This is a genomic window from Helicobacter pylori SA213A, from assembly GCF_000476275.1.
Classification (GTDB): Bacteria; Campylobacterota; Campylobacteria; order Campylobacterales; family Helicobacteraceae; genus Helicobacter; species Helicobacter pylori_CL.
This window is the reverse complement of record NZ_CBOM010000003.1, coordinates 13579-27215: the sequence shown is the minus strand read 5'-3', so window position 1 is coordinate 27215 and position 13637 is coordinate 13579. Positions and strand designations below refer to the sequence as shown.

The window sequence follows — 13637 nt, the reverse complement described above, 5'->3', positions numbered from 1 at the left end:
GACGCATTAGAAGATGGTCGCTATTTTTATAAATAGAGGAAAGTCCGGGCTACATTAGACAAAATTCCATCTAACGGATGGCTAGCGCGAGCTAAGGGAAAGTGCCACAGAAAGCAAACCGCCTTTTTAAGGTAAGGGTGAAAGGGTGGGGTAAGAGCCCACCAAAGCTAAAGCAATTTAGCTTGTTTGGCAAACCCAATTTGTAGCAAGAAGCGCATGGTAAGTCTAAATTGATACACGCTTCGCTTGAGGAATATTGCAAAATATTCCCTAGATAAATGGCCATCCATTGACAGAACCCGGCTTATTCTAATGCTCAACTGCGTGTTGATTTTTTTAAATAAAGTTTCAATCATTTTATTTTTTTATTTTTTACCTAATTATTGTTTAAAATCTTAAAGATTTGTGTTACACTCTGTAAAATCAAAATCAAAGGGGATAGCGTGTTAGAAAAATCTTTTTTAAAAAGCAAGCAATTATTTTTATGCGGATTGGGTGTTTTGATGTTGCAAGCTTGCACTTGCCCAAACACTTCACAAAGGAATTCTTTCTTGCAAGATGTGCCTTATTGGATGTTGCAAAATCGCAGCCAGTATCTCACGCAAGGGGTGGATAGCTCGCACATTGTGGACGGTAAGACAACTGAAGAGATAGAAAAAATCGCTACCAAAAGAGCGACAATAAGAGTGGCGCAAAATATTGTGCATAAACTCAAAGAGGCTTACCTTTCTAAATCCAACCGCATCAAGCAAAAGATCACTAATGAAATGTTTATCCAAATGACACAGCCCATTTTTGACAGCTTGATGAATGTGGATCGTTTAGGGATTTATATCAATCCTAACAATGAGGAAGTGTTTGCGTTAGTGCGCGCACGTGGTTTTGATAAGGACGCTTTGAGTGAAGGGTTGCATAAAATGGCCTTAGACAATCAAGCGGTGAGTATCCTTGTGGCTAAAGTGGAAGAAATCTTTAAAGATTCTATCAATTACGGAGACATTAAAGTCCCTATAGCCATGTAGGATTAGAACAACAAGCGTTCTTCGCTATCGTCTGTTCTTTTGAGGGTGGGGGTGATAGAATTAGGGGTTGAATAGTAGGGGATTTTATCCACAATTTCTTTACGCAAGCCTTTGGGGACATCAAACTTTCTTTTTAAAGAAGGTTCAATGCTTAGAATATTACGCATGAAATACGAATACACAGGCGCGCTCACAACGCCTCCTGTCGCTCCTTTGCCAATAGGTGTGTTATCGTCTCTCCCAAACCAGATCACGCTTTGTAAGGTGGGGGTAAAACCAATGAACCAAGCGTCAATATTGTTGTTAGAAGTCCCGGTTTTACCGGCAATTTCTAAACCTTTAATGCGAGCCAGACTCCCTGTGCCGTTTTCTACCGCATTCATCAGCGCTGAAAGGGTTAAAAAGGCTTGTTCTTTAGAAGTGATCTTTTTGGTTTCAATGGGCGTGAAAGTTTTGACTTCGTTTTGTTGGTTGGTGATGCTTTCAATGAGCATGGGTTTGAGCATGGTGCCGTAATTAGAAAATAGAGAATACTTTTCAGCCGCATCAATCGGTGAGATAGCAAAGCTCCCTAACACAATAGACAAATCTTTAGGGAGGTTTTTAAACCCCATGTCGCTTAAAGATTGATAAATTTTTTCAAAGCCAAGCTGATCGCTTAAATTAATCGTAGCCAGATTTAACGAATGGCTCAAGGCTTCTTGCAAGGTTACAAGCCCTAAAAACTTGCGAGAATAATTGCTAGGGTGCCATGCGTGGTTTTGTTCGCTGTTTTTACTATAATTGCCATTTTCAAAATTTCGTGCGGTATCAGGGATTTTAGAAGTCGTGGAATAGCCATTATCAAAAGCGATTTGATACACAAAAGGCTTTATCGCGCTCCCAAATTGCCGTTTGGCTTGCGTGGCGCGATTGAAAGCGCTTTTTTTATAATCAATCCCCCCCACTAAGGCTAAAATCTTACCGGTGCTCGTTTCTGTAACTATCATGCTAGCGTTTAAGTTGTCTTCATCTTCATCAGAGGCGTTAGTTTTTGGCTTTTCTTTAGCGATTTTTTCTAAGATTTTTTGATGCCCAAAACGCAAAGACTCTAACGCCAAGCGTTGGTAATCCAAATCTATCGTGAGTTTTATGGTATAGCCTTGAGTTTTTAGCCCGTCTAATTGATCCAATTGCTTCAACACTTCATCCACGACATAGGGGGCGATGTTTTGCGTGGAAGTTTGGTTATAGACGATTGGCACTTCATTGAGAGCGCCTTTGAGCTCGTTAGAAGAAATCCAGCCTAAAGAATACAACCGCCTTAAAATATCATTAGCCCTAGAGAGTGAAAATTCTAAATTTTTGGTAGGGTCATAAAAACTCGGAGCTCTAGGCAAGGCGACTAACATGGTGATTTCTTTAAGCGTGAGTTTGTCAAGGGGTTTTTTAAAATACCCTAAACTTGCGGTTTTCACGCCATAATACCCATGTCCAAAAAAAGTTTGGTTCAAATAACGCTCTAAAATTTCTTCTTTGCTTAAGACTTTTTCAATGCGTATGGAGATGATAGCTTCTTTGAGCTTTCTGGTTAATGTTTTTTCTCGTGTGAGCACCATGTTTTTAACGAGTTGTTGGGTTAAGGTGCTACCCCCTTCAGTGTAACGACCGCTTTTAGCGTTTTTAATCATAGCGCGCATGATAGCGTCCAAATTGATCCCCCCATGCTCAAAAAAGAGGGTGTCTTCTACCGCTAAAAGGCTTTCAATAAATCGTGGGGGGATTTCTTCAAAACGCGCATAAAAACGAAATTCCTCATCATAAATATTAGCGATCAAACGCCCCTTTCGGTCTAAAATCTGTGAAGCGACACTAGGGCGATAATCTTTAATCTTAGCAATATCCTTATCCGTAGTTACCCAAACTTGAGCGACAAGAACGGCCAACAACCCTATGATAATCAAAAATAAAACGATAAAACCATAAAAAATCTTTTTTAGCATTTAACCACTCTTAAAAGAAGATTGTATTTTAGAATAATCTAAAAGGGTGTTCGCAAGCTCTTTAGTGTCTTCTAAGCTGTTTTTGAGGGACAAAGAGACGCGTAAAAGGGGTTTAGAAACCGTGGGGGGGCGGATAGCTCCCACTAAAAACCCTTTTTCTTTCAAAAAATGATGAGCGTTTAAAAGATCGGGATTGTTTTCAAACTCTAAAGTAAAAAATCCTGCGAGCGTTCTAATACCTAAGGTTTCAAAAATAATCTGTTGGTGTTTGCTAAGCTCATTTTTTAATTCCTGTTTTTGCACGATAAAGTATTCTAAATGGGCTAAAGTTAAAGCGGTGTCTAACAGGCTTAAAGCGGTGGTGTAAATCACGCTTTTAGCGCGATTGGTTAAAAACTCTATGACTTGTAAAGGGGCTAAAATACACGCCCCATAGCTCGCAAGCGCTTTAGAAAAAGTGCTGAGCTTAATGATTTTGTCTTTTTCTTTGATGCGATAATATTCTAAAAAACCCAATAAATTCTCGCCGATAGTCCCAAAACTATGGGCTTCATCTACGATTAAAAAAGTATTAGGAATCTCTTGAATGATTGCATAAAAATCATAAGGAGCGACGCTCGCATCCATAGAATAAACCCCCTCAATGGCGATGAATTTGAGCTTATTTTTAGGAGCGTTAAAGAGTTTTTGTTGTAAATCCTTAGCGTCATTGTGCGAGAAAAAAACCACTTGGTTAGATTTAATTTTGGTGCTAAAAATCCCGCTTGCATGGTAGTGTTCGTCCATGAATAAGAGGGCGTTTTTGACTAAAAGGGTGTCTATTAAAGCCAGATTGCCCAAAAAACCACTCCCCACTAAAAGAGCGCTTTCAAATTCTAACAAATCCGCTAATCGCTCTTCTAATTCTGCATGCAAAGGGTGGTAGCCATTCACTAGCATGGAAGCCTTGGGGGAATGAGAAACAAAGGATTGGAGCTTATTAAAAGCGTTTTGAAGCAAGTCTTTTTTAACGCTCAAACCCAAATAATCATTAGAAGCGTAATCCTTTAATAAAGGGTCAAACAGCTCTCTTTTGCGGTAGCGTTTGGCATGGTGTAGGGCTTCTAAAGATTTAGAAAACATCAAAACACTTCATTGAATGGAATCATTCGCCTTTTTGAATTTTTTCAATGATCTTATTGAGTTCATCTTGTTTTTCGTAAAACATCTTATCAATATTTTCTTTGACATGTTTAGCGCTATCTTCCATTAAATGCACTTTATGTTCTAGGTATTTTGAATCGGTAATGTGGTCTTCTTGAACGGCTTTAACCAAATCATTAGCTTCAGCATGCACGCTCGCATGGTGGCTTTCTAAAGCTCTATAGCCTGAAGTGTTGGAAAAATTCTCTTTGCCTGCACCCTCATAATACCATTTGCCTAAGCGGCAATTCTTATGGCTGGTAATATCAAAGGAGTTGAGGCCAAAAACCATGCCATAAAGATTGTTTTTAAAGACCACATGATCGAGTTTAGCCAAACCACAAAACACTCGGTTATTGATATTATAAATCGTGTATTTTGCGGCTTGCGCGACAATCATGTTGTTTTTTACGGTGGATTTAAGCTCTTCTACATCGCCCTTAATAGAGCCTACAATGGAGTTAATATCGTGGGTATTGGTTTGAATATCGTTCGCTTCTTGTTGCATGCTTTTAACGACAACAGCGATTTCTTTAGTGGCTTTTTGGGTTTTTTCAGCGAGTTTTCTCACCTCATCAGCCACCACCGCAAACCCTCTGCCATGCTCGCCCGCTCTTGCAGCTTCAATAGCGGCGTTTAGGGCTAAGAGATTGGTTTGCTCTGCAATATCATCAATCAAAGAAATGACTTGAGTGATTTCATTGCTCCGTTGGTTTAGGGAGTCCGCTAGCGAAGTGGCGTTTTGCATCTTGTCATAAAGCGATTCAATGTCTTGGCTTGTTTTATTAACAGTCCCTAACCCTTCAGTAGAATGCGCTTCGCCATTTTTAGCCGCATTTAAGAGCAAGCCCGTTTCTTGATGGAAGTATTGCATGCTTTCTTGCGCGTTCTCTAATCCCTCTTTTAAGCTCGAGCAAAAAGTCTTAAACAAATCGCTTTTATGGTATTCCCCCACACAACCTGTTTTTTTAGCCAATGAATAATACTGCACGCCATCAATACTTTGGCTCTTTAAAGAATAAGAAACCCCTTGCAAATCAACGCTCTCTGCATTTTCTTTAAAATGAACGCTTTGTTCTTCTAAATTGTTTAAGCCTGCAAGATTCCCACTCTTAAAAACGACTTTATTATTTTTAATACCTACAAAACCCTCATGCAAGCACAAATTTAAAAGGCTTTGATAGAGATTGACTTCCTTTTTTAACTCCGTAATTTCAGAATCTTTTTGACTGATTTGAAGCTGTAACTGCTTATTCCCAAACATGGTGGCATTCCTTATTTAAATTTGAATCTTTTGAGATTATACCCAAAATTACCAAACATTTTAAGCGCTCGCTAGTATTGTTGTTTCAAAAACAATTCGTAAAATAATCCTTGTTTTTTCATAAGGGTTTCAAAGTTGCCCTGTTCTATTAGTTTGCCTTGATCTAAAACGATAATTTCATCAGCTTGCTTGACACTATTCATGCGGTGTGTAATAATTAAAGCCATCTTAGATTGCGATTTTTTAAAAATAAAATCTAAAAACTCTTTTTCCATAATGGGATCGATGGCACTGCTTGGTTCATCTAAAACAATGCAATTACTTGGTTTTAAAAAGGCTCTTATGGTAGCTATGCGTTGCTTTTGACCCAGAGAAAAATCTATCCCATTATACTGTGTTCCAAATAATGCGTTGCTATAATCATTAAGACAATTTTGAAAATTTTCATCAAAAGATTTTAGCATTTCTCTCTTTTGCTTTAATTGCTCTCTTGTGGGGTTGTTTTGCATGAAAAGATTATCATCAATGCTATACCCAGCATAAAGAGAAAAATCTTGGAATATAGCGCTCATTTGTTGATGGTAACTATTTAGTTCCAAGTCTTGTAGTGGGTATTTGTTATTAATGATAATTTGACCTGAATTTGGGGTATAAAAACCTAACAATAAATTAATCAGCGTGCTTTTTCCGCTAGCATTCCTACCGACTAATGCATAAATTTTGTTAGTGCTTAAAGAAAGATTAAAATTTTCAAAAATAGGTTTTGAATTAGAATAAGAAAAACTAATGTTTTCAAATGTAATACTATGGATTTTTTCTTCTAATTTGATTTGTGTTTCTGGTTTTGGCATTTTGTAATCTAAAATACAGAAATAATTTTCAAAGTATTTATTGATAGTAAAAAACCACTTTCCATAAAACGACAAATCTTGTAGTTGTTGCTCAGTAGAGCTAAATGCTTGGATATATCCAGCAATTGCTCCCACACCAATGGATTTTGAAAGGATAATAAAAACCATTAGGAAAAATAGTGCGACACTTAGAATGGTTGTTAAAATATCAGCATATATGGTAAGCATTAAGTTTTTTTGGGCGATTTTCACAAAATGATTGATATATAATTCTTTGTTTTCAATAAATTTATGATGAAAATTTAGCATGAAGTTAAATAATAGGTTGTCCTTGTTCTTTTGGTTATCTAGTCCAGAGTATAGGTAATTTTGCATGCTCTCTTTTTTGTCTTGAAGTTTATCTATGGAAGCGCTATGTTTTTTTGCTATATGATTAGTGATAAACATGCAAGGAACTGTTGCAAAAATCATTATAAAGGGTAGATAAATACTAATAGAAAATAATATACCAAATAAACTAATAAGCCCTATAATGCGTTGCAAGTTAAAAAATAGATTACTGACATAATTTAGGGGGCGGATGTAAAGTCCGTTATGGATAGTGTTAAGCTTGATAGTGTGATCTTTGTTTTCAAAAAAATTTAGATTTTTAACTTGTGTGAGTTTATTAGCGAGCTGAGTGATGATGTTTATAGAAAATTGTTTGGCAATAATGGTTTGTAAGCTTGATGAAATTCCTGAGAACACATGCGTCAAAAACAGCAAGGCTCCCCATAGTAGCAAAGTTGGTAACAGCAAGCTGTATTCAAAATGCGTATGATTTTGCAATAGATTCACTACAATATCAATCAATCTTATCATAACAAGAATATTCAGAGATGGAATAATGCCGACAAACAACACTATAATTGACGCCAACACAACACGTTTTGGTGAGCTTTTGTAGAGTAAAACAAAAGTCCTTAATGGAATGTTTTTTATGGTATCCATTGGTGTTTGCATTCAATAAGATTTGGTATCAATTTTCTTTATTATAGCCCATTTTCATGCTCCTTTAAATTTTGCTTTTAAAATAAAGCCCTTTAAAATTTCAAACTTTAACCGATAGTAGTTTCAACCAAAAGCAAGGATGCCTTTGGGTTTTTTATAACAAGGAGTTACAACAATGGCTTTTCAGGTCAATACAAATATCAATGCGATGAATGCGCATGTGCAATCCGCACTCACTCAAAATGCGCTTAAAACTTCATTGGAGAGATTGAGTTCAGGTTTAAGGATTAATAAAGCGGCTGATGACGCATCAGGCATGACGGTGGCGGATTCTTTGCGTTCACAAGCGAGCAGTTTGGGTCAAGCGATTGCCAACACGAATGACGGCATGGGGATTATCCAGGTTGCGGATAAGGCTATGGATGAGCAGTTGAAAATCTTAGACACCGTTAAGGTTAAAGCGACTCAAGCGGCTCAAGACGGGCAAACTACAGAATCTCGTAAAGCGATTCAATCTGACATCGTTCGTTTGATTCAAGGTTTAGACAATATTGGTAATACGACTACTTATAACGGGCAAGCGTTATTGTCTGGTCAATTCACTAACAAAGAATTCCAAGTAGGGGCTTATTCTAACCAAAGCATTAAGGCTTCTATCGGCTCTACCACTTCAGATAAAATCGGTCAGGTTCGTATCGCTACAGGCGCGTTAATCACCGCTTCTGGGGATATTAGCTTGACTTTTAAACAAGTGGATGGCGTGAATGATGTAACTTTAGAGAGCGTGAAAGTCTCTAGTTCAGCAGGCACAGGGATTGGCGTGTTAGCAGAAGTGATCAACAAAAACTCTAACCGAACAGGGGTTAAAGCTTATGCGAGCGTTATCACCACAAGCGATGTGGCGGTCCAGTCAGGAAGTTTGAGTAATTTAACCTTAAACGGAATCCATTTGGGCAATATCGCAGATATTAAGAAAAATGACTCAGACGGACGATTGGTTGCAGCGATCAATGCGGTTACTTCAGAAACCGGTGTGGAAGCTTATACGGATCAAAAAGGGCGCTTGAATTTGCGCAGTATAGATGGTCGTGGGATTGAAATCAAAACCGATAGCGTCAGTAATGGGCCTAGCGCTTTAACGATGGTTAATGGCGGTCAGGATTTAACAAAAGGCTCTACTAACTACGGAAGGCTTTCTCTCACACGATTAGACGCTAAGAGCATCAATGTGGTTTCAGCTTCTGACTCGCAGCATTTAGGATTCACAGCGATTGGTTTTGGGGAATCTCAAGTGGCAGAAACCACGGTGAATTTGCGCGATGTTACCGGGAATTTTAACGCTAATGTCAAATCAGCCAGTGGCGCGAACTATAACGCTGTCATCGCTAGCGGTAACCAAAGCTTGGGATCTGGGGTTACAACCTTAAGAGGTGCGATGGTGGTGATTGATATTGCCGAATCGGCGATGAAAATGTTGGATAAAGTCCGCTCTGATTTAGGTTCTGTGCAAAATCAAATGATTAGCACCGTGAATAACATCAGCATCACTCAAGTGAATGTTAAAGCGGCTGAGTCTCAAATCAGGGATGTGGATTTTGCTGAAGAGAGCGCGAATTTCAATAAAAACAATATTTTGGCGCAATCAGGCAGTTATGCGATGAGTCAAGCTAACACCGTCCAACAAAATATCTTAAGGCTTTTAACTTAGTTTTAAGAAAGGTGTTTGTATGGGGCTAACGCTTTAAGCGTTGGCTTTTCGCTTTAATTTTTCCTTCTTTTTTAATAAAATACTCTTTTTTATTCCTTTTTATTACAGGCGGTTATTGTGTTGGATAGTTTTGAGATTTTAAAGGCTTTAAAGAGCTTGGATTTATTGAAAAACGCCCCTGCTTGGTGGTGGCCTAACGCTTTGAAATTTGAAGCTCTACTAGGGGTGGTTTTAACGCAAAACACTAAATTTGAAGCCGTTTTGAAATCTTTAGAAAATCTAAAAAACGCTTTCATTTTAGAGAGCGATGATGAAATCAATCTTAAAAAGATCGCTTCTATAGAGTTTTCAAAGCTTGCGGAGTGTGTCCGTCCTAGCGGGTTTTATAACCAAAAAGCCAAACGCATGATTATTTTGAGCGGGAATATTTTAAAAGACTTTGGAAGTTTTGAAAATTTTAAAAAAGAAGTTACCAGAGAATGGCTTTTAGATCAAAAAGGCATTGGCAAAGAAAGCGCGGATGCGATTTTATGTTATGCGTGCGCTAAAGAAGTGATGGTGGTGGATAAATACAGCTATCTTTTTTTAAAAAAATTAGGCATAGAAATAGAAGATTATGACGAATTGCAACATTTTTTTGAAAAAGGCGTTCAAGAGAATTTAAATCCCGCTTTAGCGCTTTATGAAAACAGCATTTCTTTAGCGCAACTTTATGCGAGATTCCATGGAAAAATCGTGGAATTTTCTAAGCAAAAATTGGAGTTAAAGCTTTGATTTTTAGATTTTTTTACGCCTTCAGCCTTTTTTTAGGGGTTTTGTTAGCCAAAAAGGATTTCAATTTTTTTAAACCCCTAGAGCCTACCAAAAACTATTTTGGATCTTTTAAAATCGGCTATCTTTACCAGCATGCAAACACGATTAAAAGAGCCCCCATCCGCCTGAAAAACCGCCCTTCCCTTTTAATGGATAAAATTTATCATGACGCTTCTTTGGGTTTTGATGCAGGGTATCTTTTAAAAAAGAACGCTTTGTTAGGGGGGTATTTGGATGCAGGAATGGGCGGTTCGTATTTCATGAGTGCTGGATTAGTGGCTGGGGTTAGGCTTTTTAGGGGGTGGGTTATCCCTAAAATCGCCTTAGGTTATCAGCTCCAAATTTTAGGGACTAAGATTGATAAATATCAATTCAATATCCAATCAGCGGTAGGGAGTGTGGGCTTGTTTTTCAATGCGGCTAAAAATTTTGGCTTGAGCGTGGAAGCAAGGGGAGGCATTCCTTTTTATTTTATCCAAAGCAAATTTTCTAAAGCCTTTGGCACGCCACGATTGAATATCTATTCTATCGGTATCACTTTCACCTTTTATGATTTTACTAGATTTTTAGGGTAAAATACTCATTTTAGAAACTAACTATAGAGTATAAAAACAACAATTAGACAAACTTTAAGGATTGATGATGATTTTTATTGATGCATGTTTTAAAAAAGAAACACCTTACACGCCCATTTGGATGATGAGACAAGCGGGGCGTTATCTTAGCGAATACCAAGAGAGCCGAAAGAAAGCGGGGAGTTTCTTGGAATTGTGTCAAAATAGCGATTTGGCCACAGAAGTAACTTTACAGCCGGTAGAGATTTTGGGCGTGGATGCAGCTATTTTGTTTAGCGATATTTTAGTAGTGCCTTTGGAAATGGGCTTAAATTTGGAGTTTATCCCTAAAAAGGGGCCGCATTTTTTAGAGACGATTACGGATTTAAAAAGCGTGAACAGCCTTAAAGTGGGCGCTCATAAGCGGCTGAATTATGTCTATGATACGATCTCTCAAACGCGCCAAAAACTTTCTAAAGATAAGGCGTTAATCGGCTTTTGCGGGTCGCCTTGGACTTTAGCGACTTACATGATAGAAGGCGAGGGGAGTAAATCGTATGCTAAAAGCAAGAAAATGCTTTATAGCGAGCCTGAAGTTTTAAAAGTGCTTTTAGAAAAATTAAGCCTTGAATTGATAGAATATTTGAGCCTTCAAATCCAAGCCGGGGTCAATGCGGTGATGGTCTTTGACTCGTGGGCGAGTGCTTTAGAAAAAGAAGCGTATTTGAGGTTTAGCTGGCATTATATGAAAAAAATTTCCAAAGAGCTTAAAAAACGCTATGCACGCATTCCGGTTATCCTTTTCCCTAAAGGGATTGGCGCTTATTTGGATAGCATAGATGGGGAATTTGATGTGTTTGGCGTGGATTGGGGCACGCCTTTAGAAATGGCAAAAAAGATTTTGGGCGATAAATATGTTTTGCAAGGGAATTTAGAACCCACCCGCCTTTATGATAAAAACGCTTTAGAAGAGGGCGTTGAAAAGATTCTAAAAGTCATGGGCAATCAAGGGCATATTTTTAATTTAGGGCATGGGATGCTGCCGGATTTACCCAGAGAAAACGCCAAGTATTTAGTGCAATTAGTGCATAATAAAACCAAGCGCTAGGGGGGATTGATGAATACCATTATAAGATGTGTGAGTTTATTAGGTTTATGCACTGCTTTAGCCCTAGCCCAAAGTCCTTCTAAAACCCCAGATGAAATCAAGCAAATCCTTAACAATTATAGCCATAAGAATTTAAGGCTCGTTGATCCGCCGACAAGTTCTTTAGAAGCGACACCGAGTTTTTTGTCCTCGCCCAAAGAAACAGCGACCACGATCAATCAAGAGATTGCCAAATACCATGAAAAAAGCGATAAAGCCGCTTTGGGGCTTTATGAATTGCTTAAGGGGGCTAGCACTAATCTCAGTTTGCAAGCGCAAGAACTCAATGTTAAACAAGCGATGAAAAACCATACCATCGCCAAAGCGATGTTTTTGCCCACTTTGAATGCGAGCTATAACTTTAAAAATGAAGCCAGGGATACTCCAGAATATAAGCATTATAACACCCAACAACTCCAAGCTCAAGTTACATTGAATGTGTTTAATGGCTTTAGTGATGTGAATAATGTCAAGGAAAAGTCTGCGACTTACCGCTCCAATGTGGCTAATTTAGAATACAGCCGCCAAAGCGTGTATTTGCAAGTGGTGCAACAATACTATGAGTATTTTAACAACCTCGCTCGCATGATCGCTTTGCAAAAGAAATTAGAGCAAATCAAAACGGATATTAAAAGGGTTACTAAACTCTATGACAAAGGGCTAACGACGATTGATGATTTGCAAAGCTTGAAAGCGCAAGGGAATTTGAGCGAATACGATATTTTGGACATGCAATTTGCTTTGGAGCAAAACCGCTTGACTTTAGAGTATCTCACTAACCTCAATGTGAAAAATCTGAAAAAGACCACGATTGATGCACCTAATTTGCAACTAAGAGAAAGGCAGGATTTGGTTTCTTTGAGGGAGCAGATTTCTGCAATCAGATACCAAAACAAGCAACTCAATTATTACCCCAAGATAGATGTGTTTGACTCATGGCTTTTTTGGATCCAAAAACCCGCTTATGCCACAGGGCGTTTTGGGAATTTCTATCCAGGTCAACAAAACACCGCTGGGGTTACTGCGACTTTGAATATTTTTGATGATATAGGTTTGAGTTTGCAAAAACAATCCATCATGTTAGGCCAATTAGCGAATGAAAAGAATTTAGCCTATAAAAAGCTAGAGCAAGAAAAAGACGAACAGCTTTACAGAAAGTCGCTTGATATTGCTAGGGCCAAGATTGAATCCTCCAAGGCTAGTTTGGATGCAGCCAACCTTTCTTTTGCCAACATTAAAAGGAAATACGACGCTAATTTAGTGGATTTTACGACCTATTTAAGGGGTTTAACCACACGCTTTGATGCAGAAGTGGCTTACAATTTAGCGCTCAATAATTACGAAGTGCAAAAAGCCAATTACATTTTCAATAGCGGGCATAAAATAGACGACTATGTGCATTAAGGGAATGGAAATGATACGAAAAATTTTAATAGGGTTTTTTTTAAGTCTTTTGAGTTTGGAAGCTGGCGAAAAAGTGTATGCGATTTTCAATGTGAAAGCGATGCAAGATTCTAAGCTCACCTTAGATAGCACAGGGATTGTGGATAGCATTAAGGTTACTGAGGGGAGTGTGGTCAAAAAGGGCGATGTCTTGTTGCTTTTATATAACCAAGACAAACAAGCTCAAAGCGATTCTACCGAGCAACAGCTTATTTTTGCTAAAAAGCAATACCAACGATACAGCAAAATTGGGGGCGCTGTGGATAAAAACACTCTAGAGGGTTATGAATTTACTTATAAACGCTTGGAGTCTGATTACGCTTATTCTATTGCGGTATTGAATAAAACCATTTTAAGAGCCCCTTTTGATGGCGTGATAGCGAGCAAAAACATTCAAGTGGGCGAAGGGGTGAGCGCGAACAGCACGGTGTTACTGAGATTGGTCAGTCATGCCAGGAAATTAGTCATTGAATTTGATTCCAAATACATTAATGCGGTCAAAGTGGGGGATACTTACACTTATTCTATAGACGGGGATCCCAATAAACATGAAATTAAAATCACTAAGATTTACCCCACCGTTGATGAAAACACACGAAAAGTGAGCGCAGAAGCCCTTTTATCTAAACCTATGGCAGTGGGGCTTTTTGGCGATGGGTTTATCCAAACGAAATAATAGGG

11 protein-coding genes and 1 other RNA gene are annotated in these 13637 nt (G+C 38.4%); 8 read left to right on the top strand and 4 right to left on the bottom strand.

Features of this window, described 5'->3' with window-relative positions; translation table 11 throughout:
* Nucleotides 1–3 precede the first annotated feature (3 nt).
* Both rnpB and QT74_RS01840 read left to right on the top strand, forming a co-directional pair.
* Nucleotides 4–320, top strand: an RNA gene (rnpB, locus tag QT74_RS07990) — RNase P RNA component class A.
* 123 nt (nucleotides 321–443) lie between these two features.
* Nucleotides 444–1022 (top strand): tumor necrosis factor alpha-inducing protein, encoded by a 579-nt coding sequence (locus tag QT74_RS01840; RefSeq protein WP_033764208.1) that lies wholly within the window; start codon nucleotides 444–446, stop codon nucleotides 1020–1022.
* Between the two features lie 2 nt (nucleotides 1023–1024).
* Here the strand turns inward: QT74_RS01840 and pbp1a are convergent, their stop codons facing one another.
* The 4 genes from pbp1a to QT74_RS01820 all read right to left on the bottom strand — a co-directional run bounded on the left by pbp1a (nucleotide 1025) and on the right by QT74_RS01820 (nucleotide 7303).
* On the bottom strand, nucleotides 1025–3004 hold the full coding sequence (gene pbp1a, locus QT74_RS01835; RefSeq protein WP_033764206.1) for a penicillin-binding protein 1A: 1980 nt from the start codon (nucleotides 3002–3004) through the stop codon (nucleotides 1025–1027).
* Complete coding sequence (locus QT74_RS01830) at nucleotides 3005–4126, bottom strand: aminotransferase class I/II-fold pyridoxal phosphate-dependent enzyme (RefSeq protein ID WP_033764204.1); 1122 nt, start codon at nucleotides 4124–4126, stop codon at nucleotides 3005–3007. It lies immediately after the preceding gene.
* A gap of 22 nt (nucleotides 4127–4148) precedes the next feature.
* Nucleotides 4149–5450 (bottom strand): chemotaxis chemoreceptor TlpD, encoded by a 1302-nt coding sequence (gene tlpD, locus QT74_RS01825; protein ID WP_033764202.1) that lies wholly within the window; start codon nucleotides 5448–5450, stop codon nucleotides 4149–4151.
* 71 nt (nucleotides 5451–5521) lie between these two features.
* Complete coding sequence (locus QT74_RS01820) at nucleotides 5522–7303, bottom strand: ATP-binding cassette domain-containing protein (protein WP_033764200.1); 1782 nt, start codon at nucleotides 7301–7303, stop codon at nucleotides 5522–5524.
* Between the two features lie 163 nt (nucleotides 7304–7466).
* On the opposite strand from QT74_RS01820, the gene QT74_RS01815 reads away from it, so the two are divergent.
* The 6 genes from QT74_RS01815 to hefB all read left to right on the top strand — a co-directional run bounded on the left by QT74_RS01815 (nucleotide 7467) and on the right by hefB (nucleotide 13632).
* Entirely contained in the window at nucleotides 7467–8999 is a 1533-nt protein-coding gene (locus QT74_RS01815; RefSeq protein WP_000885496.1) for a flagellin A, read from the top strand.
* Nucleotides 9000–9116: 117 nt separating this feature from the next.
* Nucleotides 9117–9773 (top strand): 3-methyladenine DNA glycosylase, encoded by a 657-nt coding sequence (locus tag QT74_RS01810; protein ID WP_033764198.1) that lies wholly within the window; start codon nucleotides 9117–9119, stop codon nucleotides 9771–9773.
* Nucleotides 9770–10387: a hypothetical protein gene (locus QT74_RS01805; RefSeq protein WP_033764196.1), complete on the top strand. Its 618-nt coding sequence runs from the start codon at nucleotides 9770–9772 to the stop codon at nucleotides 10385–10387. The genes QT74_RS01810 and QT74_RS01805 overlap by 4 nt, the downstream gene beginning before the upstream one ends.
* A 67-nt stretch (nucleotides 10388–10454) precedes the next feature.
* Nucleotides 10455–11474, top strand: a complete 1020-nt coding sequence (gene hemE, locus QT74_RS01800; RefSeq protein WP_033764194.1) for a uroporphyrinogen decarboxylase — start codon at nucleotides 10455–10457, stop codon at nucleotides 11472–11474.
* A 9-nt stretch (nucleotides 11475–11483) separates the two neighbouring features.
* Entirely contained in the window at nucleotides 11484–12917 is a 1434-nt protein-coding gene (hefA, locus tag QT74_RS01795) for an efflux RND transporter outer membrane subunit HefA (RefSeq protein ID WP_033764192.1), read from the top strand.
* Nucleotides 12918–12927: 10 nt separating this feature from the next.
* Nucleotides 12928–13632: an efflux RND transporter periplasmic adaptor subunit HefB gene (gene hefB / locus QT74_RS01790; protein WP_033603891.1), complete on the top strand. Its 705-nt coding sequence runs from the start codon at nucleotides 12928–12930 to the stop codon at nucleotides 13630–13632.
* Nucleotides 13633–13637: the final 5 nt, after the last annotated feature.

What these genes read in the sequence shown, in the direction of transcription:
- QT74_RS01820 (WP_033764200.1), bottom strand. Translation starts at nt 7,303, where the DNA reads ATGCAAACACCAATGGATACCATAAAAAACATTCCATTAAGGACTTTT.
- QT74_RS01815 (WP_000885496.1), top strand. Translation starts at nt 7,467, where the DNA reads ATGGCTTTTCAGGTCAATACAAATATCAATGCGATGAATGCGCATGTG.
- hemE (WP_033764194.1), top strand. Translation starts at nt 10,455, where the DNA reads ATGATTTTTATTGATGCATGTTTTAAAAAAGAAACACCTTACACGCCC.
- pbp1a (WP_033764206.1), bottom strand. Translation starts at nt 3,004, where the DNA reads ATGCTAAAAAAGATTTTTTATGGTTTTATCGTTTTATTTTTGATTATC.
- hefB (WP_033603891.1), top strand. Translation starts at nt 12,928, where the DNA reads ATGATACGAAAAATTTTAATAGGGTTTTTTTTAAGTCTTTTGAGTTTG.
- hefA (WP_033764192.1), top strand. Translation starts at nt 11,484, where the DNA reads ATGAATACCATTATAAGATGTGTGAGTTTATTAGGTTTATGCACTGCT.
- tlpD (WP_033764202.1), bottom strand. Translation starts at nt 5,450, where the DNA reads ATGTTTGGGAATAAGCAGTTACAGCTTCAAATCAGTCAAAAAGATTCT.
- QT74_RS01830 (WP_033764204.1), bottom strand. Translation starts at nt 4,126, where the DNA reads ATGTTTTCTAAATCTTTAGAAGCCCTACACCATGCCAAACGCTACCGC.